At 42.2% G+C, this 23,278-nt stretch carries 20 protein-coding genes and 2 pseudogenes; 12 read left to right on the forward strand and 10 right to left on the reverse strand.

All coding sequences use genetic code 11. The features are described 5' to 3' along the window. From DR864_RS28250 to DR864_RS28280, 7 genes are all read left to right on the forward strand, one after another. On the forward strand, positions 1 to 1,047 hold a 1,047-nt coding region (locus DR864_RS28250), incomplete at its 5' end, for a PKD domain-containing protein (protein WP_114070508.1). Continuing rightward, positions 1,044 to 1,457 (forward strand): vWA domain-containing protein, encoded by a 414-nt coding sequence (locus DR864_RS28255; protein ID WP_114070509.1) that lies wholly within the window; start codon positions 1,044 to 1,046, stop codon positions 1,455 to 1,457. The genes DR864_RS28250 and DR864_RS28255, both read left to right, overlap by 4 nt. A gap of 28 nt (positions 1,458 to 1,485) precedes the next feature. Next, positions 1,486 to 2,220: an FHA domain-containing protein gene (locus DR864_RS28260; RefSeq protein WP_114070510.1), complete on the forward strand. Its 735-nt coding sequence runs from the start codon at positions 1,486 to 1,488 to the stop codon at positions 2,218 to 2,220. Continuing rightward, a complete protein-coding gene (locus tag DR864_RS28265) occupies positions 2,153 to 3,604 on the forward strand; it encodes a hypothetical protein (RefSeq protein ID WP_162794239.1) in 1,452 nt (483 codons plus the stop codon). Before DR864_RS28260 ends, DR864_RS28265 begins: the two co-directional genes overlap by 68 nt. A gap of 117 nt (positions 3,605 to 3,721) precedes the next feature. Further along, positions 3,722 to 4,327 (forward strand): FHA domain-containing protein, encoded by a 606-nt coding sequence (locus tag DR864_RS28270; RefSeq protein WP_162794241.1) that lies wholly within the window; start codon positions 3,722 to 3,724, stop codon positions 4,325 to 4,327. A gap of 8 nt (positions 4,328 to 4,335) precedes the next feature. Beyond that, positions 4,336 to 5,928, forward strand: coding sequence for a PP2C family protein-serine/threonine phosphatase (locus tag DR864_RS28275; protein WP_114070513.1), 1,593 nt, complete (start codon positions 4,336 to 4,338; stop codon positions 5,926 to 5,928). 55 nt (positions 5,929 to 5,983) lie between these two features. Then, the gene (locus DR864_RS28280) at positions 5,984 to 6,775 is read left to right on the forward strand and encodes a caspase family protein (RefSeq protein ID WP_114070514.1); all 792 of its coding nucleotides are present in this window, start codon (positions 5,984 to 5,986) and stop codon (positions 6,773 to 6,775) included. Between the two features lie 3 nt (positions 6,776 to 6,778). On the opposite strand, the gene DR864_RS30270 is transcribed toward DR864_RS28280, so the two are convergent. The 10 genes and pseudogenes from DR864_RS30270 to DR864_RS28330 all read right to left on the reverse strand — a co-directional run bounded on the left by DR864_RS30270 (position 6,779) and on the right by DR864_RS28330 (position 17,966). Further along, a complete protein-coding gene (locus tag DR864_RS30270; protein ID WP_114070515.1) occupies positions 6,779 to 7,864 on the reverse strand; it encodes a WG repeat-containing protein in 1,086 nt (361 codons plus the stop codon). Further along, the gene (locus tag DR864_RS28290) at positions 7,861 to 9,183 is read right to left on the reverse strand and encodes an OmpA family protein (RefSeq protein WP_114070516.1); all 1,323 of its coding nucleotides are present in this window, start codon (positions 9,181 to 9,183) and stop codon (positions 7,861 to 7,863) included. The genes DR864_RS30270 and DR864_RS28290 overlap by 4 nt, the downstream gene beginning before the upstream one ends. Before the next feature lie 11 nt (positions 9,184 to 9,194). Further along, entirely contained in the window at positions 9,195 to 10,337 is a 1,143-nt protein-coding gene (locus DR864_RS28295; RefSeq protein ID WP_114070517.1) for a hypothetical protein, read from the reverse strand. A gap of 32 nt (positions 10,338 to 10,369) precedes the next feature. Then, positions 10,370 to 10,909: a TolB family protein gene (locus DR864_RS28300; RefSeq protein WP_229599602.1), complete on the reverse strand. Its 540-nt coding sequence runs from the start codon at positions 10,907 to 10,909 to the stop codon at positions 10,370 to 10,372. Beyond that, positions 10,899 to 11,348: a TolB family protein gene (locus tag DR864_RS28305; protein ID WP_114070518.1), complete on the reverse strand. Its 450-nt coding sequence runs from the start codon at positions 11,346 to 11,348 to the stop codon at positions 10,899 to 10,901. The genes DR864_RS28300 and DR864_RS28305 overlap by 11 nt, the downstream gene beginning before the upstream one ends. A gap of 57 nt (positions 11,349 to 11,405) precedes the next feature. Further along, entirely contained in the window at positions 11,406 to 13,175 is a 1,770-nt protein-coding gene (locus DR864_RS28310; protein WP_162794243.1) for a hypothetical protein, read from the reverse strand. Continuing rightward, positions 13,172 to 13,962, reverse strand: a pseudogene (locus tag DR864_RS28315) (formylglycine-generating enzyme family protein). The gene DR864_RS28310 and the pseudogene DR864_RS28315 overlap by 4 nt, the downstream one beginning before the upstream one ends. After that, complete coding sequence (locus tag DR864_RS28320) at positions 13,959 to 14,996, reverse strand: T9SS type A sorting domain-containing protein (RefSeq protein ID WP_114070521.1); 1,038 nt, start codon at positions 14,994 to 14,996, stop codon at positions 13,959 to 13,961. The pseudogene DR864_RS28315 and the gene DR864_RS28320 overlap by 4 nt, the downstream one beginning before the upstream one ends. Beyond that, positions 14,959 to 15,555 (reverse strand): hypothetical protein, encoded by a 597-nt coding sequence (locus tag DR864_RS28325; protein ID WP_114070522.1) that lies wholly within the window; start codon positions 15,553 to 15,555, stop codon positions 14,959 to 14,961. The genes DR864_RS28320 and DR864_RS28325 overlap by 38 nt, the downstream gene beginning before the upstream one ends. A gap of 20 nt (positions 15,556 to 15,575) precedes the next feature. Next, positions 15,576 to 17,966 carry a hypothetical protein gene (locus tag DR864_RS28330; protein WP_162794247.1) on the reverse strand — a complete coding sequence of 797 codons (2,391 nt, stop codon included), beginning with the start codon at positions 17,964 to 17,966 and terminating at the stop codon, positions 15,576 to 15,578. Positions 17,967 to 18,244: 278 nt separating this feature from the next. On the opposite strand from DR864_RS28330, the gene DR864_RS28340 reads away from it, so the two are divergent. The 5 genes and pseudogenes from DR864_RS28340 to DR864_RS28360 all read left to right on the forward strand — a co-directional run. After that, complete coding sequence (locus tag DR864_RS28340; RefSeq protein WP_114070525.1) at positions 18,245 to 18,619, forward strand: hypothetical protein; 375 nt, start codon at positions 18,245 to 18,247, stop codon at positions 18,617 to 18,619. A 2-nt stretch (positions 18,620 to 18,621) separates the two neighbouring features. Continuing rightward, positions 18,622 to 19,425 carry a hypothetical protein gene (locus tag DR864_RS28345; RefSeq protein WP_114070526.1) on the forward strand — a complete coding sequence of 268 codons (804 nt, stop codon included), beginning with the start codon at positions 18,622 to 18,624 and terminating at the stop codon, positions 19,423 to 19,425. 15 nt (positions 19,426 to 19,440) lie between these two features. After that, the gene (locus DR864_RS28350) at positions 19,441 to 20,922 is read left to right on the forward strand and encodes a serine/threonine-protein kinase (protein WP_114070527.1); all 1,482 of its coding nucleotides are present in this window, start codon (positions 19,441 to 19,443) and stop codon (positions 20,920 to 20,922) included. A 17-nt stretch (positions 20,923 to 20,939) separates the two neighbouring features. Continuing rightward, positions 20,940 to 21,665: a pesticin C-terminus-like muramidase gene (locus DR864_RS28355; protein ID WP_114070528.1), complete on the forward strand. Its 726-nt coding sequence runs from the start codon at positions 20,940 to 20,942 to the stop codon at positions 21,663 to 21,665. Positions 21,666 to 21,922: 257 nt separating this feature from the next. Beyond that, positions 21,923 to 23,002, forward strand: a pseudogene (locus DR864_RS28360) (IS3 family transposase); the annotation flags it as partial. Positions 23,003 to 23,278: the final 276 nt, after the last annotated feature.

Genomic DNA, 23,278 nt, shown 5'->3' on the forward strand with positions numbered 1-23,278 from the left:
ATGGAAGGCTGCAAACAAAAAGAACCGCTACCAGAGCCAATCGCTGATTTTTCGTACACTCCGAGTCAGGATCTTGAAGCACCAGTCACCATTACGTTTATCAATAATTCGCAGAATGCAGATTCTTTTGAGTGGGATTTTGATGATGGGACCAGTTCAACGCAGCGAAATCCAGTAAAGCGATTTACCAAGGGTGGAAGCTATACCGTTACTCTAACTGCAAAAGGGGCAGGAGGAACACAAACTGTATTTGCTACAATCGTAATCGATGAAAATCTATACGGTGGGAATAACGGAAAAATTGGATTTTGGTCTAAAATCAGTGATGAAGGTTTTACGTCCATTACCATCAACACGGCCAATCAGACTCTAAAAAATTATTGGACAGGTACGCCAGACTGCGCGAGTAGCAGTTTGGCGAGTTTTGCACTTCCTGCGGGTGATTACAATTTTGTTGCAGTCAATGATGACGGTCGTCGTTGGAAAGGGTCAATAAAAGTAATGAGGGGGCAGTGTGCTGTGTGGGAATTAAAGAAAGAAGACGGCGTTGTCTCATTACCGTCGGGAGCAGTTATTCGTTCAACGGCATCTTCACGTAATGGCCAGACTATTCGATTCACCCTTGACATTGCGATGGTAAATGGTGATAACTCATTGAGTAGCAATTTATCCAAATCAGATTTTTCGATTGGTGGATTTTCAAGCAATGGGGTGAATTATTCATTTGTCAATGATGGGATTCAGGTGGTATCGGGAGGCCCGAATGTGCCCTATTCTGCCTCAATGCTGTTAGACCAAAGCGGCAGTATTTCAGGAACCGACCCCCAAAACCACCGTATTGAAGCCGCTAAGGTTTTTTGTCAATCACTAGGACAGGGCGATAATGTTCATCTAAGTGCTTTTGCAAGTGGAGGTTCAATTCCGTATGAATTAACGGTTTATGGAAACGGATTTAATGCAAATGGCAGTATTTATTTGGGGACGTTGGACAACTTAAAAAATCAAACAGGGGAGGAACACCTCTTTATAAGTCTACCTATTCAATGATTGATTATGTCAGTAAAAATGCTCCCAATCAAAATAAGGCATTGGTTGTTTTTACGGATGGAGAAGATACAGGCGGAGGTAGAACCCCTGATGATATTATTAAATTCGCTAAGCAGTTGAATATAAAGGTGTTTATGATGGGCCTAGGTAGTGCCGAAGTTCAAAACCTGGCCTATATCGCTAATCAGACTGGTGGTGCTTTTATGTTTGCTAGGGAAGCACCACAGTTAATGACTATGTTTGGCTCTCTTGGCAAATTACTGAATGGTACAGCTAATTATTACCGTACTTCGTGGACAATGACCCGTAGCCCTGGCGTAGGTACATCGGGTACATATTGGGTCACGAGTTCGGTGCAGGTTAAAATTGGTGGGCGAACTGTCTACGTTCCATTTAGAGTAGATTATTAAAAAATGAATGTAATTTCTAGAGGTATTTATGAGTAGTCAGGCCAAGCGTGTGACAGTCGGGCGGAAGCCGGGAAATACGATTGTATTAACCAATGCAGACGTAAGCGGCGACCATGCCATATTAACCCTTATTGATGCTCTAACCAATCGGTGGGAAATTCAGGATGTTGGGTCAAGGAACGGCACGTTTGTGGACGGGCAACGTATTTTGCGTAAAGAAGTGACCCCTCAAAATAAAATCACCTTTGGTCAAACCCCTCTCATTTGGGATCAACTTGCTATTGTCTCTCACAAACCTGCTGCAAAAAAACAATCCATTGCTGATGAGTCCAAAACGCAGGAATTGAAGATTGAATTTTTTGAGTTGCCAATCGGCGAAAAATTGAAGAATGTCTACGAGGATTTTATGGACAAAAAAAGCCGTATAGAAGAGATACAGAAGCAGGAAGCGTTAAATGCCCGGTATCAATCTTTAGGTATTCCGATTGCAGCTTTGTTCGGGGCTTCCGTAGGATTCTTACCCCCAGAATACCGTTATATTTCAATTGTTGGGACTGTGATTTCCTTAACTATTGCGGTTTGGTCTTTCGTGAAATCAAAGAAGTTTACTGTGGAGAAAAAAAAGCTCAATATGACAAAATTAACAGAGCAGTACGATATTAATTACCGCTGCCCTTATTGCCAAGTTAGAATCAATGACCCTTATCCCGTACTTCGGCAAATTAAAAATTGCCGAAGCTGCAAAAAAACACTTATTTCTTAAACCCGATTTAAAATATATGAACCCTATTGATTTCGAGAAAACACAGATATTTGCCAATAAAGCAAAAGCTGCAGCAACGCCTCCGTCACCTCCGCTGGTACCCCAAATGCCCTCCGTACCGCAGGTAGCAGCCGCTAAATCAAAACCAAATGTAAAAAAGCTCACTAAAGAAGAAAAAATTCTTTTGGCTACTGGAGGTGTTTTGTCAATAGGGCTGGGTGCTATTGTATTTGCAAGCTTCTCGGACTCCGTCGTTGCTGTTCCTGTAGTTGCAACCACCACCACTTTGCCAGATACGGCACCAGTGATAGAAACGGAACCGACAAAAACACCAGATAAGCCGATAACGACTCCTGCGCCTCATCATACTGTTCCTACTCACCATACGGCCCATTCAAACAGTACTGCTAACGGCACAGCACATTCACTGATTGATATTCCCGAAGAACCGCAGGTTTCGGATAAAGTTTCGGACGAAATGTCTTTTGACGAAGCGTTTAAGGCCGCGAGGAATGACGTAGGTCCAGGAGGGCTTTTTGTCTGGAATGAAACGTATTATGGCACTTTCAGCGAAAGTGAATGGGAGAGTCTCCCAGAAGCTAAAAAAGAACAGTGGATTACAGCAGTTGAACCCGTAATTGACCCGATAGTTCCAGTGGAAGATCCTATTGCCAAAGATGAACATGTAGTAATAGCCGACAGAGGAGAGATTACTTGGACGGGTATTGATAAAAACGGAGACGGATTTGCTGAAGTGTTGACTGCCCGTGTGCAGGGACAACCTCCCATAGTGATGATGGATGCTGACAATGACGGTATGCTCGACACGCGCTATTTTTTGGATACAACAACAGGGCAAGTTGCCTCGGCGCCTATGGAGCAAACTGTGATGGAAATGAGCGATGTCAATGACATTCCTCAAATAGAAGCAGGAAGCTCTTTTCATAACGCACATTATGAAAACACCCGCGGGAACGAAGATATTGCAGTGTCAATTTTTGAAAAAGACGGGATCTACCTTGTTGCGATTGATATGGATGGAGATGCGTTAATGGATATTTTTTCTTTGAACGCGGATGGTGAACAACCTTTTGTAGCAATGGATATGGATAATGACGGGCAGGTAGAAACGGGCTATGTATATAGTTCAGAGCATAACATGGTAGTATCGAGTGAAAACGAGCCGATGGAGCCTTTTGCCATACCTCCACAAGAGCTTTTTGGAGAAGAAACATACACCGCAGATGCTGATATTGACATGGATGATGATACCAATGATGATGACGATTCGGCAGACCAATATGCCCAATCTGACACACACGGTAATACGGAGGAAAATTATTTCAACAACCAGTCGGATGCAGCTGACGATTTTGTGGCTTAATGCTCAATAGATTTTATGGAAATTACGTGTAAAAAGTGTAAGTCAAGGCTGAAAATTGTCAATAGCAGCAGTCCAATCGTAAAATGTGGCAACTGTGGTTATCCTAATCCAGTTGTTGTGAGTCCTCCAAAAGCTGGAGAAGAAAATATACCGCCCGTACCACCCACGGCCAAAGCGGTCCCCACACCAGCTCCTTTTTCGCCTTCTAATCCAACCCCAAGACCTATTGTTGGGGGGGGCTTACCTAGTCAGTCTGCTAATTCAGTAAACCCTCCAAAGCAGGAACTTGGGTGGCTGGTCGTACACGACGAAAATGCTCCAGAGCAAACCCACACGCTTCGAGTGGGAAGGCAAGTGATTGGGAGGCAAAATACCACGGCTCCCTGTGATATTATGATTACTACTCAAGATGTTTATATGAGTCGTAATCATTGTATTCTGGAAGTAAAGCCCAGCCGAACAGGTGGTTTTGAGTATTTGCTCTCAGATCGAAAAATGACTAATGGAATACCCGAATTAATGAGCGCAAACGGCACATTTGTCAATGCATTTGAAAATCCGCTTCAACCCAATGATATGGTGTATCTGAATGATGGTGATACAATTCAATTAGGCCAAACTAAGGTGGTTATTAAAACAATCAGAACCGTGACCAATGCCGATGACGCCACTCGCTTGGTAAGGGATACCGAATATACTCCGACCGTATTTATTAAAAACTAAGTAATCAAATGAAAGTTAATATTTGTCAGCCCGTAGGGTTCACAGAACTTGGAGGACGTACTAATAATGAAGACAGCGTGTACCCTGAACTTCTTGAGGTATCTTCTAAACAACGATTATTCCTGGTATGCGATGGAGTGGGAGGGCAACATAAAGGGGAAGTAGCTAGTGAATTGGCTTGTGCATCTATTGCTCGTTTTTTTGAACAAAATCTGGTTGAGGTTCCTGATGAAAAATATATTCTATCGGCTCTAAAATACACTGCCGAACAGTTTGCCCAAAAAGAACTCGAAGATCCTGAAACCCATGGAATGGCTACCACTTTTACCTTGTTGCATTTCAATGAAGCAGGTGCCACCATTGCTCATTTAGGAGATAGTCGTATTTACCAAATCAGAGAAGGGGCGGTTATACGGGTTTCGGAAGACCATAAATTGGTCAATGAATTGGTTCGTGATGGTCATATTACGGCCGATGAAGCATTGACTCATACTCAACGTAACGTTATTACAAAGGTGATTGCCGCTGACCGTTTTGATATTCCAGACGTAAAAATCATTAACGACGTGCAGGCTGGAGATTATTTTTTCCTTTGCACCGACGGAGTACTGGAGCAGATATATGATGATCTGTTGATTTACCATCTGCACACAACCGACGATAATACCCTTAGCAATGCTGAAAAGCTAGAAAATCTCCGTCAGGAATGTGTTGGAAAAACACGGGATAACTTTACTGCTTATTTGATTCAGATAGAATCTGTTACGGGCGAATTAAAGCCAGAATATAAAGTTGATCTGCCGATTTTGAACGCCATTTCCGAAACTCCGGTGGCGATGCCCATTGAATCATTGAAAGGTAAAATACACTACGAAGAAGATTCTCCGACCGAATTTACCCGACCTGCAGTACGAAGTATTCATTCGTCGGAAATATACTTAGCTCCTGAACAACCGCCTTTGGAAGAACTCAAGCCCGCGTCCAAAAAACCAAAAGAACTCAACCTTATTCAATTTGCGATTGGCATTCTGATAGGTATAGTGGCCGCAGGAGGAGGGGTTTGGTATTGGATGAATAAAAATGGAAAAACAGATGAAAAGAAGATAGATATTGTTGAGGTTTTAAAGTCCTCAAAAGATACTTTAAGTGTAAAGGTTGATAAGACGACCACAAAGCCGATTTCGAGTCCTCCTGTTAATAAACAAAAAATGGACTCTAAGGAGGAATCTTTCAAAGAAGAATCAATTGTAACTTCAAAAAAATATAAGTTTTCGATTATTAAAGTTAATGGAAAATACTATGCCAAAGAGAAAACAAACAAAAAAGAAATTATTTACGATGAATTGGTTAATCAGGTAGACAATGTAGCTTATATGTATTCATTTCCCAATTCAAATAAAAAATCATATCTCTATCTGGTTAAGCCTGACAAAAGAATTGAAAATGTTGATAGGGTTCTGTCAATATTAGCGCATGAAGTTACCTATGAGGTGAGCGGTAAAACGCGGAAAGTTGACCCAAGAGATGGGAAAGAAATAAGCCCTTCTGCCAAAGAAATGCTCGAAAAAGAAGGAGAAAAGAAAAAGGTTGACCCCGTGTAGATTTCGCAGATAGTTGACTCACTTTAGCTACGGGCACTATACAAATTACTATTTCATGTCGACCTATTTAAAATTTTTTGTTCTTATATCTGGCATTTTAGGGCTTTATTTGAACGTACAAGCAGGAACAACCTATGCCGTAGTCGTTGGTATTTCTGACTATCAAAAATTTCAGCCTAGCAAGGGAGACCTGCTTTTTGCAAGTAGGGATGCTGAATTATTTTATCGTTACCTCACCGACCCACAGGGAAGAAATGTACCTCGTGAAAATGTCATTCTGCTTACTGAAGAAGAAGCAACAAAATCCAATATTCTTGCAGCATTAGAAATTTTTGCGCAAGCTAAACCAGAAGATCAGGTTATCTTTTTCTTCTCTGGTCACGGCAATTCAGGCGTTTTTCTGCCCTATGAAAGCAGCGGAATCAAACCGTTATTGACCCACCGTGAAATAAAACAGGCATTTCGGAATTCCCACGCTCGCCTTAAACTTTGTTTAGTCGATGCCTGTAAATCAGGAACAATTGAGATTAAAAGCTTGCCACCGAGTGAATACAAAGAAGAATTGTCCGCTACCAATGTTATTGTATTTTTATCTTCGTTGTCGGACGAACTTTCGGTAGAATATGGGCGACTTGGGCAGGGTGTTTTTACCTATTTTTTATTGAAAGCACTTCGTGGAAAAGCAGATAGAGACCAAGATAAAGCAATTACGGCCTTTGAGTTGTATCAATATGTCAGCAAGAATGTGCGTAACTACTCTGTGAAATTCAACTTTCAGCATAAAGAACAACACCCAACGATGTACGGAAAATTTCCAAAAGACCTGCCGCTTGCCGAATATCGTTAAGTGTTATCTTATTTCTCTCCCAGTAGTGTCGATAGTTAGTTTTTTCATTCCCAATTCAACTTTGGCTTTCCCTTTTTTAAATTCTCCCGCTTTCGAATATTGGAATGGAATAACCAACGTGCCTTGTCTGTCAATATATCCCCAAATCCCTACTCCATCCTGACATACAGGGGCCAGGCCTTCTTGATCAGAAAACAAGCCTATATCACAGAAAGAAGGTTGGACGAGTATGCGTTTATCATTGTCGGCATCTTTTAAAAGCCCCCATTTTTCATCCACATAAAATTTTTTTAAAATTCGATCAGAACTTACTGCCTTTTGCTGAGCTTTTACTACATCGGGGCTGTAATAATCCAGTACTTGTGTTGATTCGGCAATATCATTGATGATTGTGATATTATTGGAATCATCCAAGTCTGTGATTTCATTATAAAATTTTATTAATTTGATATACACTTTCCAATTTTTCTTTGCTCTCTCAATTTGTAATAAAGCTACCCGCTTTTTCTCTTTTGGTGTGGTGAATACAAAGCCATTGCGAGCAACTCCGTCATAGTTGATTGTAAAGAACACCTTTATGGTTAAGGAATCTTTGGGTGAGACCTGCATTATTTTTGTAAGTCCAATATCGGTTAACGTAACCTTTTTGTTTGCATTGGGCTCATCACCGTTATCGCTTAATCCAAAAGCAACCGCTAAGTCTCTGAAATATTTCTCTACAAGTATATCCCGCTTATCAGGTGGCAAATCGGCTAATTCTTCAATGGCAAAATCATTCTCAATGATGACCGAATCATTTACAAATTTTCTTGCTTCAAATATAGGACTGACCAAGTTCTCCTGTATTCTTTTACGATCATCGGAGGTTGAGGTCAAAATTGCGTTATAATCACTCTCCAGACTGCGAATTACTTCCAGAGCTTTATCTCTGATTATTTTTTCATCTGATTTAGTAATTACCCTTTTTGATTGACCAAAAACGAATCCACTCCCCATAATGTATATGCTGGCGAGAAAAAAAATAAATCTAATGCACATGGGTAGTTCTATGTGATTACGAGAAAATATCCTTTTTAATTTTTTTTTCATTTTGATAGACTAACAGTGTCCACTAAAAACTTTATTTCGACCCGCCGGTTTAACGCCTTTGTATTTTCTTTGTCGTTGGCAGCAGCGGGGGAGTTTTCGCCCATGGCATACCACTTCAACTGGGTTTCTGCTACTCCGCGGGAAACCAAATAATGAACCGTAACTTTTGCCCGAAATTCTGAAAGAGTTTTATTCAAGAAACTATCACCTACATTGTCAGTGAATCCAGTGATTTGGGCGGTAACCGTAGGATACGACACCAAAAAATTGGCGATGGAGTCCAAGGATGCCTTCGCTTTCGGTAATAGTTCATAATGACTTTGTTCAAAGTAAATGATCTGAAACGGCGGTACCGACATCGGCTGTATGGACGTGGGCTTTTGAACAGGATGTGGTATTATAGGGGGAGGGACGATAGCCTGTGAAATCTGCAAATGAATGAAATTAAGCCCATCAGAAGGCTTAATTTTTTGTTCAAAAAATTGGGAGTTTAAGGTTCCTTTAAGGTTGTATATTTCATTAGGACTCAGGGCTACCACCGCATATCTGTTATTTATTACCGAGGGCAGTATCTTAGCACCCGTTTTAGTGAAAATTTCTACCTTCAGTGCTCCCGTTGCGTCATGGCTATCGGCCGAAAATGCTACGAACGTCAGCATCTTACTCAGCGAAATTTCGTATACCGAGCTTTTATTGTCGAGTTGGTCAATGATAAGGTTGCCGTTGTAGGTTTGATAACCATTGGCATTTACAATAACTGCAATAATGTCCTCCTGATCAAAAACTACTTTTTCGCCTTTTGAAGCTTGGGTTAAAGAAAGACACTTTTTTTTATCACTTTTTGTGTAAATCAGGCAAATTTCGCCTTTTACTGGATTCTTGGTTTGTACATCTACCAACTTAAAATACCGGGTTGCTATACCTGTCGATTGTGATTCGGCATTATTTAAGACCAACTGTGTTTGCTCGGACTGAAAATAAGGCCGGTCGTTGGTTTGCTTATCAACTGCGTAAAGGTCTAGGTTTAAGAAGTAGGTTTGCGTTTCGGTATTGCCCGAAAGAGGCATTGTCACTGTTCTGAACCCCTCTTTTTCCACTGACAGCGACGTAGCAGTGCAGGGAAGCTGCACCGAAAAAAAACCATCCTGATTACTGTTTCCTATGTTTTTGCGATTTCCTTCCAGTTTTACCGAAAGCCGGACTGAAAGTGGTTTTTTAGTTAACGCATCTAAAATTGTCCCCTTTAATGTTACACATTGCCCCAGAATGATTTGGGGTAGGCATACCATCATACTCAAAAGGAGAGATTTCCTATCCATAAGTTGTCAATTTATTGGCTTACCACGACACTTACACTTCCGATAAGTACTTGATAATTTCGCTCATTTTCTTTTTCAGCTTTTTTATAAGGTTGAAGCTTTATCTTGTAATTTTTTTTGGTCACATCCCTGAATACTCCAGCATCAAAAACTTGCTCTCCCGTTACGATTCCCCAGTGATTTCCCTTGTCATCGGATTCGAAATCTTCAACCATTGCCAAATTGGCCGTGGTTATTTCAATTTTCGGATAGTTTAATTTACTCAACCTTGTTAAATAATCTTCAACACTGCGAGAGGCCAATTTGACAGGGTTGTTGACTGAACTTACTTCCATTTGCGAGCCAGGTACGAATATCTTCAAGGCTTCTTTAATAGCCTCGTCTTTCTCCGATTTGCTCTTTGTTTTATCAACAATGTCATTGAGCAGCTTTGTAAGCTCAGTCACTTTTGCTATGGATCTGGCTTTGTATAATTTTTGCTCTTCGGGTGTCAGTTTTTTCTTTTCTTTACTTGGTGCAGCAGCTTCAATTTCAGGTTTGGGTGCTTGTGCTACGGAAGTTTGTGGTGAAGGCGCTGTTGTGGGTTTGAATGGCTCAGGGGTAGTTTTTTTCAACGTTCTGAGTTGCTGAAACTTTGCATAATTGGTTCGGAGGTTAACAACAACTTCGGTGGCATCTTTCAATAATTGATGACTTCCGTCCCGTTTGATAATTGCTAAAAGATCATCTCTATTAATAGCGGCCGAATTTCCGTCGGTAGTTCGATAATTTATGGCATCTCCATCACTGGTAATGGTACACGCAATGATTTCAAAAGGCGCAGCTTTTATTAAAATATCGTTCACAATTTTAGACCCACCTGCCTCATTATAAAATGAATTGATTTGCTCGAGCGCCTGAGCTTCATCTTTGGAAAGATCTTCTACAATTAAATAGTTGCCGACTTGATTGAATGCCATTATTACCCGGTCTCTTCCCGTATTCCAAGACTTTGAACCTTCCAAAAGCATTCCTACTTTCTCCTCATTGGCCGATACCAATTTGCCTGCTCCTCCTGAACCAGTATTGAAATATAAATATTCCTGGGCCTGACTTTGCAGGCAGAGGGCGATGCCAACTAAAAGCCCTATGCCTAATCGCTGTAAAAATTTCATGATGCTTAATGTTAGTGGTTTCAATAGGTTAGCTATTTTTTCATTTTGAAGCGCCATATCTGGTATTTTGAGGCTTTGGCTCCTCGATCTGAGCTGAAATAGATATAGTCGTCAATCGACCAATAAGGTGCAAAATCGTTTGATTTATTGACGGTATATTGGCGCAGATTTTCCCCGTTGACATCTATTACATAGATGTCGGCATCTGTTTTGTTTTTCTTAGTCAATTGAAAGATGAGATTTTTACTATCAGGGCTCCAGTTGGGGTTAGTGGCATACCCAAGATTGACGTCCGTGATTTGGCGAGGCGAGTCTCCTTCAATCGACATGATCCAGAGCGTACCAGTTTCTCTGGATTTACTTTTGTCCAAATCATATTTTACAAAAGTGATGTTTTTGCCATCAGGTGAAACCTTTGGAAAACTGCCCTCACCAATCATTTTTAGCTCTTTACTCTTGAGGTCTTTCAGCCAAATTTGGTTTTTTTTCACAGCGACTCCATCATACACTTTAGACGATTTTTGGGAAGCTACAGCGTAGGTTTTTGGGGTGGCACCTTTTTCAAAAAACAATTAGATTCCCATCTGGCGACCAGGATGGATTGTATTCATCATCATCGGTATTGGTCACTTGGGTGATGGCTTTGCCTTTACCTGCTTCGATATAATAGATATCGAAATTGTTTTTATCAAAGTATTGAAAGACAATTCGATTATTAGCATTGCAAAAAGCAGGAGCAAGATTTACATTTTTTCCAGAGGTTTTCTGTACAACGGCTTTTGTCAGTACTTTCTCTTTCATGTATAGATTGAAAGAACCGTCTTCTTCGCGGGAAACATACACTAGATTTTCTCCCAGATCTCCTCCGTAGGGGTATAAACAGGGTTTATCGGAGTCGCTGATTTGGGTAAGTGCATCAAAGTTCTCACCTTCAGAGGTCATTAGGAAGGCTTTAGGCGCACATCCTCCCAATACTGCAGATGCCAAAATAAGGGATAATATCTTTTTCATAGGTAATCGGTTGAAAATTTGAAAAAATTTGATTGAAGACTTAGGGTATTGTAAGGGTCATAATAATTTGATTTCCAAGTGTTTTAAGATGATAGATTCGTTGGAAGTAGAGGCTTTAAAATAGAATCCTATGTTCCAGGTTTTGGAATCTCTTTCGAGACGCGGAAATTTAACTTTTGCAAAGGGGAGTGCTTGGTCATTGACTAAGTAAAAAAAATCATCCCCCACCTTTTTTAGGGTCAACTTTACCTGATTGTCAGTCAACTCTGGTAATTGGTTTTTAACTCCTTTCATCAAATCGTCAGGAGTATCTTCTTCGATGTCGTTGATTTCAAAAATCTTTTTGGCGGTATTGATTTTAAAATAAGCGTAGTTTTTGGGGTCCATGTATTGCCACACAATGCCCAGTTCGGGCATTGAACGTAAATCGGATAACTCAAAAATGGCCTCTATTTCGAAGGGCTTTTTATAAAAATCGTGAGATACTGGCGTATGTAAAAACCCAGCCTGTGCCTGCGGGCTTGGTGTACTTCTTACCGAAAAACTATTTTTGTCTTTGAAATGAGTAGTTGTAAAATTACTACTGTTGGAGAATTTCCATAACTTGTCATTATCAGGACTACAGGTAAAGTCTTGAAAAACAGCATTATATTTAACCCCAGTTTCACTCATGAATTCGCCTTGGTTACTGGGGCAACCTCCTATGTACTCAATAGCAGAATGGAATTTGTCATTGAGAAAAAGTTGTTGAGTAGCTTTTTCCAACCCAGAGCCAGGATCAATGCCGCCAATTAATGTACCTATTTGTTTGCCATTTTTATCAAAGATATATTCTGTAAAACTTTTCCGCCGTCCATCAAAAGCATATTGTGCTTGGGAAATCGTTTGCCCCTCTTTATTAAATTTAGACTCTGATTCTAAACGACCTTTGTTGTATTTACAAATTCGTTTTGCACCGTCTTCCTCGTAAAATTCACAGGTACCGTCAAACTTATTATTGTTGGCTTCGTCATCGTTGTTGTAACGATCATACTGGCCCTTAAACTTGGGCTTATTGCTATCTGTATAGAAGTCTTCGACCCATCCTTTGGGTTGTCGTGAACTAGGGTCAAATTGAGCTACTCGGTAGAAGTACGCTTTCTCTTTACTCGTATACCGGTTTTGTTTACTGAAATACATTTTTTCTGACCCTCCCAACGGCTTTAGGTCGGCTTTGACGCCCTCCACGGGCTGAAAGGAAAGGGTATTGTCGGTGACTATGTTATCCACTTTCGGCTTGGGTTCAGGCGTCTTTTTTTTGGGGGGTACTGTAGCTTCAGTTTTTTTGGGGGCTGATACAGGTTTGGTTTCGGTACTTGCGATTTCTTTGGGTTCAGTTGGTTTTTTCTCCCTTTTTTTACTTCTCGAAACTGCTACTGATTCATTTTCAAGGGATTCTGTTTCTGTAGATACTTCTTTTGGAGGAATGAATGAATTTTTCTTACTCTTTATATCTGATGCAATGGTCTGTTCGGTAAGGGTATCGGGTTCTCCCTTTTTGGGCTTTTTATTTCGTTTGCTTCTTTTGGAATTAGTCTCAGGTACTGCTGTTTCAGAAGAATTTGCCACAACAGTTGTTGGTTGATTATCAATAGGTTTAATAGTAGGAATGTCTTTTTTTACCTCGGCCACTGCTTTTTCGAGCTCAGGAGTAGTTTCAAACAACGTCAAGGTATTGACTCTCTTCCACGCACTGATTGCCACTAGTGTTTTCAGCTTCTCCTGACTTTGGGCAGTGAAACTGAAAAGAAGAAAAACAAAAGCTATTTTGTAAAGGTATTTCATCATTTTTCTATAATTTCCATGACAACTCTAAAACCTACGCGCGGGTCGGGCAGTGGATAGTTTTGCGATTTCTCCACGGTGCTATCTTCTAGATAATCCGCCCAACTTCCCCCTTTGATTATCCCTGAATCCGTCATTTCTGCAACATTCCCTATTACATGGTAAAGTCCGAGTTTATTGGAGGGTATTCTTTGACAGGTGCCTGAAATGGGTAGCCGTCACAATCATAGCACACATCGATTCCGTGCCAATGAAACTTAATATTACATAGTACAGGCTTGCCTTTAGGATTTGTATAAGGCATATTGCCCTGCCATGGTAAATTGTGATTGGGTAAAGGGGAAGCAAAACGGAGCCATTCCAACTCAGTTGGCAACCGAAATACAACTTTCTTAAATTTACGCGAAAGTTGAGCATGATAAGTTTTCGTTTGCCAGTTGCAATAAGCTTGGGCTGCCTCCTTTGTGATATTCACAATGGGGTACTGATCAAAGGCAGGATGAGAAGAATAGTATTCAAGCATTGGATCTCCCCCATTCGTCTTGAAAGCACGCCTCCAAGCCAATGAATCATACAAACACAAGTTGTATTTTTCGGTTTGGCCCATTGTTAGCAGCGATTTCAGAAATTGACGATATTGACCATTGCTTACTTCGTATTTACATACAAAAATAAGCTTGGTCTGCTCTTTCATTTGATTGTGTACAAGCGGTACAAAGTCTTTATCCTTCTGAGCACGTAAAAACAAAGCATTCAAAAGCGACAGTAAAATCATCAAATGAATTTTCATTGTTTTACAATTTTTTTGGTGATTGTTTTTGAACCTTCCTTAATTTCTAAATAATAAACCCCACTGGGTAAATGGCCCAACTGATAGTTTTCTTGAGGCCTGTTCAGATTAAAACTTTGCAATTGTTGACCGCTGCTGTTCCAAAGTGCTACCGTGGCAGAAACTGTCGAACTCGCTTTGTTTTCTACCGTTATTCCGTTGCTGACGGGATTGGGATATACGTTCCATTCGTCATTGAGCAGTGGATTGAGGGCCGTTGCTATGGTTACGGCATAGGCAAACGAATATTTGGTGCCGCATCCGTTACGGTTGGCTCTTACCATATAAGTTCCCAGTTTGGCTCCCAACAGGATTCGGCCCGTAGCATTGGCTTCTAGGGCATAGCCTGCCGAGTCTGCTAATGAGCCAGCATTGCCTGCTTTATAGTACCATTCATATTTGCCATCACTGCTTTCGGTGGCTTCCAATGTGTTGTAATCCAGTACAATAATGCCCGAACGGGCGGGTTTGAGGGTTAGCTTGCTGACGGGTGAAGTGGCCTTGCAGCCATCCTTGACAATGCTGACTGTGTAGTTGGATTCATTCCCCAACACTAGGGTATTTCCAGTATATTCGACAACTTTTCCAGTATTGAGTGTATTGGCACCGATTCCCGTTTTGACCGAGCGCGTATCCTGTATCCATTCGTAGTTGTACAACCCTGTATAGCGCGTATCCGAAGCGGTCGCCGTGAGCGGGATGGGACGGTCGTCACACAGTGCAGGGGGATTATTGGGTGTGATGTTGACGGCAAAATTGCTTAGAGCTTCAATGGCTATCCTTTGAGGGGAGGTAGCCGTGCAGATATTATTGAAATTGGCTACGGCGTAGTATTGCCCAGTTTGGGTGGGCGTGTAGCTATTGCCCGTATTAGTACCCGAAGCATCGCCATTATCGCGTTTCCAAGTAATGACTGCTGTGCTTAAATTGGAAACAGCCTGCAGCACCATCGGTATGCTATTGGCGCCATTGCACACAATGATGGGGTTGGACATATTGGGGGGTTACGGTCACTTTTAATTCTTCTTCGCGGGGACTTACACTTGCCTCGGCATAACAGGCACCGCGCGATAGAAAGACGGTATAAGTACCCGCATTGTCTACCACGTATTTGGAGGGGTCACCGTTTATTTTTCCGCCCCCACTCCAGCGGTAGCTAGTGCCCGCGCTGCTATCGCTCAGTGCTGCGATTTCAAGACCTGTAGCTTTATTACAGATAATGGCAGGATTGGGGGTTATTTTAACATTTTTAAAAGCGGGGTCAACCGCTATTTTGATTTGTTGTGCGGTCTTTTTCTCGGCGCATCCACTACCGGTCAGCGTTACTTCCAACCGATAGAGCCCAGGTGTTGTCACTTGGAGTGTATTGCCTTTTTGGGCGGTGAGTTCTGTCCTGCTTTCCGCTCCACCAAACCATTTATAGGTAAAATTTTCGGGTGTGTTAGGAATACTGGTACCGTCAAGGGCTGCCGTAATGGTAGAGAATTCACCGCTACAAATGCGAATATCGGAAGGAGAGGTAATGATGGTGCCTGTTGAACTGATGTTGGGCACAAAAAAACCAGATTCTACTTTTACGGTTGATTCCTTACTACACACCCCCGGTTGAAGATGACCTTATATTCTCCTGCCTGACTTACTTTCCCAACGGCAGCAGAGGCGGTTACCGCGGGTCCCTGCCATTGGAAGGTAATACCATCGAGAGGGGTATCGGCTACCGCTGACAGGTCAATGGCTGTTTCTTCAGGCGCACCGCAAATGATAGCGCGCATTTTACCGGTTGGTAAGGTTATTTTTTGCCCTGTAATAGCTCGATCTACCCTGACGGCAACTTCGGATGATATTTTAGCACTGCAACCAGTTCCTTTGGCCGTGATTTCCACTTTATATTTAAAGGGGCCAAGTTCATTGGGGAGTGTGAGCGTAGGCGTGTTGGTGCCGATATCTAGCCCTTCGCGTTTCCATTTATAATCAAAACGACCGGGGTCGTTGGAGTTGGCCGTAAGCGTAATGGGGGCATCGGAGCAAAAGGCTGCGGGAGCTGGAGCAATGTTTTGATCGTAGGTGTTAAATTCTACATTGATGTCTTTCTGTTTGGAACATGCACCCCTGTTCATATTAATGACATAACGTCCCGCCTGACTGACGGTCAACGTTTTATCGTTAGCATTGCTCACACCAGGGCCTTCCCAACGATAACTGACATTGGTTTGTAAAGCGCTAAGAACAATAGACGGTTCTTCTGGAGCACCGCATATAATTGGGCGTGACTTGTTTGCGGGAAGTGCAATGGCTTCATCACTTATGGGCACACTGGCTTCTATGCGTTTGGTCTCCGAGGTTTTTGGCGAGCAGCCCGTTCCCTTGGATTTGATGGACACTGTAAAGTTCCATGCTCCCGTTTCGCCGGAAGTGAGGTTCAGGGAGGAGGAATTGCCGCCAATCGTAACACCCTCCCGTTTCCATTCGTAGTCAAAGCGGTTACCATCGTCGGAGTTGGCGCGTAAAGTAATGGGTGCATCGGCGCAATAGGCCGCTGGAACTGATGCAATGTTGGGGTCGTAGTTGTTGTCCTGTACCTCAATGGATTTTTGGCGGTTGCAAGCCCCACGTGTCATAGTAACAACGTACTTGCCCGATTGGTTGATCGTTGCCGACTGGCTGTTAGCGTTGAATCCTCCACCTTCGCGTTGCCATTGGTAATTGATTCCGCCTTCTCCCGGTTGAGCGGTGAGGGTGAGGGTCGTCGGGTCTGGAGCACCGCAGATGATGGGGCGTTCTTTGGAAAGGGTAATATTCTGATCTGGAATGGGAGTATCAAAGTTAAATCGTACGGGGCCAGCATTTTTAGCAGGACAGGCGGCGGCAGCACCCGTTGGTTTGATGCTGACGCTGTAATTGCCGGTTTCGCGGGCGTCAATTTGTTGCCCGTTTCCTGCCCCTTGTCCGTCGCGGGTCCACGTATAATCAAAAGAGCCGTTCCCGTTAGGTTCTGCTCTTACACTGATAGCATCGCCATAACATTTACTTTGAGAAGCCGTTGGGATTGAGGGATTGAATGTAAAGACCTGAACGGATTGACTTTTCTGCACACTTGCACAAACTCTGTCACTGCCATTTCCTCTTCTTTGAACAGTTACTGTATATGTTGTACTGCTTTGCGGGGTAGGGTTATAGGTGGTACTGTTGGAAGGCCAACCATTGTTGCCATCTACAAAGAGGTTTCCACTGACCCCCGTTATTTGTAAAGCGATTTGTTTGGCGCTGCAAAGTAAGGTTTCGCTGATTGTTAAGTTGGGATTAACGGGGCTAAACGCAGAAAAAGTGCTGGATTGAGTAACTGATAAAGCGGCAACTCGAAAATAGATTTGAGTACCGTTTGCAATACCTGCCGGTACGGTCCAATTAATGGTTCCCCAAGTATCAAAATCATTATCTGAGGTAACGGTACCGATTTGTGTTTGTGAACCTCCGATATTTGCTACCACCACGGCCGTTGTAGGTGCACTGCCCCGAATGGTAAGCGAAAGCGTAGTGCCAGCGCAGACGGAACTGCCTGTGATGCCGCTTGTGCTTTGTACAAAAGAAGGGGAGCCGAAGTCAGTAAAATTTAAAGAAACACCTTTAGCCCCCGATGTACCTGAACCTGAACCGGCAGCAGAAATAGTAAGATTACAGGAAATAGGGGAAGCACCAGTGAAATTAATGCTTAGAGTAGCACGAAGATAGGTTTTTGTATTAGGATTACTATTGCAAAAATAGGAAAACCCTGATTGATCAAAAGTTACGCTTCCCCCTGAGATTGATCCTGATTCGCTATAATCGTAAGTATTTCCCCCGCTAGTGCAATTCAGGCAAGTAGATGAGAATTCAACATAAGCAAATGTTTTAGATCTAACTGTAACTGTAATATTTGAAATCCTGATTTGGTGTTGACTGCAACTTCCTACTGCTTGAAGTTGCATAGTAAAATCACTAATACTTCCAGTATATACTCCTGCAATTGCTTTAGCGATAGCTGTAGTGCAAAGAAAAATAGATAAGAATGTTCTGGTAAAAGTTTTCATCATAACCACATGTTTCAAAGCGAGTAAATGAGTAAAGAGCACTAATCATTTTATGATACAAGATTAGAGAAAAAGGAAAGGCCAAAAAATACGTCATTTGACGTATTTTTTGTTTTTAGGGATTTCTCGTATTTGCATTGCATTTATCATTGAGTATTAAACAATGAACATTTATCATGGAGTGGCACCCTAGTTTAGGTAAGTTGATTGGTATTTATAAATTATTGATTTTTTGTGGTTTAAGTGGGTTGATGGGGTGCGAGACATTTCAAAAAGTGGACTTTCAGGAAGAACGCTGTAAGCAAGCTCCCGAAGGAACCGTTGCGGCTATTAAAGGGCAAAGCCTACGCTGGGAATTTGGTCTGACTGGAATCAGCAATACTGTAGAGACCGAGGCCATCCGGGTGGTATGGACCATTGAAGGCAAAGCTTTTGCCGCTCAGCGGGTATCGTATCAGTTTGATAAGCGCGGCGAACAAAAAATAACTGTTGTACTGACCAATCGGTGCTTGATGCAGACGATCAAAGAAACTACCATAACCGTAAATTGAACATGAAAAAGTGGCTGTTTATGGGGGCTGGATTGTGGCTGCTAACGATTGTGGCGGTTGTGGCTCAGCCGCGCATTAGTAAGGTACGGTTTGAGGTAAACCCTAAAGCAAAAATCGTTGAAATCAAATATGATGTATTTGGGATAAAAATGAATGATTCTATTTATGTCACCGTAACGGGCAAAGTATCGGGTAATATCGTTCCTCGCGCCCTAAGCGGAGCCGTCGGTCGGCGGGTGAAGCCTGGTTCAGATCGCCAGATTTTTTGGGATGTAGTGGCTGATGGCGTGAAAATAGACGAGGAAATCGAAATAAAAGTCTTATTGGAGCTGTCGGACGCTTTAACATTGGCCGCCCGTGATACCAGCAAACGTCCGAACAAACCTGTTGTAAAAAAAGACCGAAAAAGTATTAATGGAGGCGCATTATTGGTCTTGGGGGGAGGTTTAGCCGCGGGAGGAGGTTTGTACTATTGGAGTACATTAATGAAAGCAAAAAGCCTTGAGTCGTATGACTTGTATAAACTCCGGAATTGGAACCACAAAGGGGACATAACCGTAGGGACAGACACCGAGCTGCAACGTCGGCTGACGGCTTCTATTGAACAATCCAATGCTGATTTTAAGAAAGCGAAAACCCAACTGACGCTTTCGAAGGTCATGCTGGTGGGAGGGATAGCCATTGCCGTGGCTGATGCTTTTTTTACCATCCCATCCCTAATGAAAAATAATAATAACAGGGTAGGAGTGCATTTGGACGTGAGCTCTTGGGGAGTGGCATCAGCAGGGGTAAAAGTTAAATTTTAAGTAGATATCAAATCCATGACTGCTGAAGAATTTTATAATCGCTTTGAATTTGACCCATCAATGTCGGGCAGTTTGCTTGGGCGTGGTGGGTTTAGCAGCGTACATAAGGTATACGACAAAGTACGAAGACGGTACGTAGCCGTTAAAAGGAGTGAAGTAGGCGCTTTCCAAAAATTCGATTTAGAACGCGAGGTTAAATTAGCGCATGAGATTGATATTCATCCAAATATCATTCGTTACGAAAATGTATATCGAATTGCCGACCGGGCAGGGGCATTTGATTATGCTATTATGAAGTATTATGCCGAGGGAAATTTGGATGATGTTTTGAGAAAACATGAACTAAACGATGCGGCTAGAAGGCAAATTTTATCGGGTATTTTACGGGGATTAGCGCACCTGCACCAAGTGCCGATCATCCACCGCGATTTCAAAACGGCCAATATTCTGATGGATCGGGATGAAAAAGGGAATTGGATACCCGTCATTGCTGATTTTGGTCTTAGTCGTTTAATTGACGCCGATATGAGTTTTGTGTTGAATAACTCACAGATTGCGCACACACCGAGTTATGCTGCTCCTGAACAATTGCTTGATAATGTGGCTATTCGGCCAAATACTGACCTTTGGGCGTTTGGAGTGATGACCTACAAGATGGTGATGGGCAGTTTGCCATTTCGGATAGATGGTGCAAAAGGAGAATGGGATACTTCCAATAAAATTCGCAGTTTAATTTTAGAGGGAAAGCTTCCTACAGATATCAGTACCATTCAGGAGCCATACAAAAGTATCATTCGGCGATGTTTGGTGTCCGATCCAGATAAACGGGTGAAAAAGGCGGAAGAATTATTAAAATTGTTGGATAAAGGTCATACTGCCACTACACCACCACCGTCCCCAGGACCTTCCCCTTCGTTTGATGGTAAAACAAAAGTTTATTCGGCTCCTAAACCGACCGTTGAACCGCCAAAGCCGTCCCATATTGAGCCAAAACCACCTGTTAAAAAACATTTCCCTTGGGAAATGCTTGCTTTGATTGCTTCTGTGGTATTGGTTGGATGGATTTTCTATTGGTTGGCTACAAGATCAACCCCTCAACCAGTAGTGAAGAATACTGTAGAAATAATGACAGATACCACCATAGTGTCAGATACAAGCTCTGTTTCGATAGCTAGTGTGAGCATGCCTAATAAAAATTCTAACGAAAATCAATCGGTTGCAGCTCTCCCAGCAAGGCCAACAAATAAACCTGTATATAAGTCGCCTCCTACAGGTTATCTGACCATTGAGACTATGCACGATATGTACGTATACATTGATGGGCAACTTCAATCTAAAAGAGCAATTGCGGGACAAACAAATAACTATGTATTGCCAGCTACGGGACAAGGGACTATACTGAAAGTAGAAAGAATGGATTTGCCAGTAAGTCGTTCCGAAAGCATCACAATTATTGAGGGAAAAGTAACATTAAGAAGGTATGATATTGATAATTAGACCTAAATTTTGGAGCTATGACACGTTACGAGTTTACTTATAATCAGGAAATTGGCCATCAGGGACAAAGTTTGGTGCCTCATTTTCCAGGAGGAGATTCAGGGGTAACGATTGGCCCAGGCTATGACATGGGCGGGCGCAGTCCAGAAGAAATATACGCTGATCTTACACGCGTAGGGGTTGATACCGAAATTGCCCAAGTTCTGGCTCAAGCCGCCTATAAAACTGGCGATGATGCCAGTCGATGGATTAGTCAACACGGTGGGCTTTATATTACGGAAGAGCAACAGAGGGCGTTGTATGAAGAAGTTTTAGTGCCCGAATACGAACAGCGGATGCAATCCCAACTTATTCATTTTGCTGAAAATCACGAAAGTATTACGCCCGATATGGTAGAAGTTGACCATCTATCAGCCCGACAAAAACATATTTTATTTGATTATACTTACAACGCAGGCCTTAGCAAGTTTCCGACACTTGTAGAAGCTGTTCTAAGAGAAGATTGGGACGAAGTAAGCCGTCATTATGAGCGGTTCTCGGCCGGAGAGCCGCTTTTCTATCGCAATGAGATGTTTTATCAAACATTTTTAGATCCCGAGGCTGTTGACCAATTTGAAAAATCCGTTGAAATAAATCGAGAGATAATAGCTATCGAGGGGATGTTAGACGATATTGCTGCTAACGATATTGAAGAAGATGCACAGCGTTTGCAGGACGAAGATAGCCGACTGAGTGCTGATTGACACAGTATTTAGCATTAAATTAAATGCATACCTTATTGCTCGAACCGCCATGGGGCGCCCCGCTTACTATTGGGGCTTTAACACGAATTTCCATGGCTCGGGCCACCCCTTTGAGCTTTGACAAGCATAATAGAGTGGGGCTTACCGTGACGGCGGGTCGTTCCGAACATACATCAATATCTTGGCCGCACCTTTGTAAGTGTCCCTATAAGACAGACAGTTTAAAATTAGATAAATTTGCTTATTTTTGAACTGACATAAAAAAAACGAAGTTTACCGAAACACAGATCGTCACCATTCTCAAACAACAGGAGAACGGCATCCCAACTAAGGAGATTTGTCGCCAAAACGGCATTTCTGAGGCCACGGCACGGGCCGCCCCGTTTTTATAATTGGAAGAGCAAGTATGGAGGCATGGAGTCATCGGATGTAAAGCGCTTAAAGGAGCTAGAAGAGGAGAACAGTCGACTCAAAAAGATGTATGCGGATTTGGCGATGGATAATCAGATTCTCAAAGAGCTATTCGTAAAAAAGGGTTGGGCTCTGCCGCCAAAAGGCAATTAACCATGGAGTTAATTGAAGATCACAAAATTGCGGTGAGCAGAGCCTGTAAGATACTCAGTTTGAATCGTTCTCAGTTCTATTATACTACTCAAAGAGATGATAGTGAGACCATTGAAGCATTACAGGAGTTGGCATTTAAGCATCCGACCTATGGCTTTCGAAAGCTGTTTGCCTATCTAAGAAAATCAGGGAAGCCCTGGAATCACAAACGGGTTTACCGCGTTTATAAACTCCTGCAATTGAACAAAAAACGAAAAGGTAAGCGCAGACTTCCTGACAGAGTCAAGCAACCGCTACTGCAACCAACAGCAATAAATATCAGTTGGAGTATGGACTTTATGAGTGACAGTATGGTGGGAAATAGGAAATTCAGGACATTCAATGTCATGGATGATTATTCAAGAGAAGCGCTGGCAATCGAAATTGACACCTCGCTGTCTTCCAAAAGAATCATCCGAACCTTAGAAGCGGTAATTGCAGAGCGAGGGGTACCTAAATCAATCAGAACCGATAATGGACCCGAGTTTACGTCTAAAGAATTCGAGCTATGGTGTCAGGAGAAGCAAATAACAGTGCACTATATTCAGCCGGGCAAACCCACACAAAATGGGTATATTGAACGATTTAACCGTATTTATCGAGAAGCCATATTAGATACTTATTTGTTTTTTGATTTAGATCAAGTCAGAACATTGACCCGGGAGTGGATCGAAGAATACAATTTCACACGCCCACACGAAAGTTTGGGAAACCTTACGCCCGAAGAATGGAAAAACAGGCCGCTAGAAGAAAAAAATACTCCAATTACTGCTGTCTGGCAAACGGGGTACTTACATCTGCAATTGAATAATTCGTCTTATCTGGTACATCTGAGTAAGTTTGTTAGCCATCGCTTGCTCGAATGCGGGGTTTATCAGCGTATTCAAAAACAAAAGATGGATTCTCTAACAGACTTATCCACACCTGCGCAATTTCAATCGGAATTACCCGGTCAATTTAAATCACAGGAGCCTGATCAATTTCATCGGAATAATCATAAATGTATTGAA

Origin of the sequence: Runella rosea (genome assembly GCF_003325355.1) — a bacterium.
In the GTDB taxonomy this organism is placed as follows: domain Bacteria; phylum Bacteroidota; class Bacteroidia; order Cytophagales; family Spirosomataceae; genus Runella; species Runella rosea.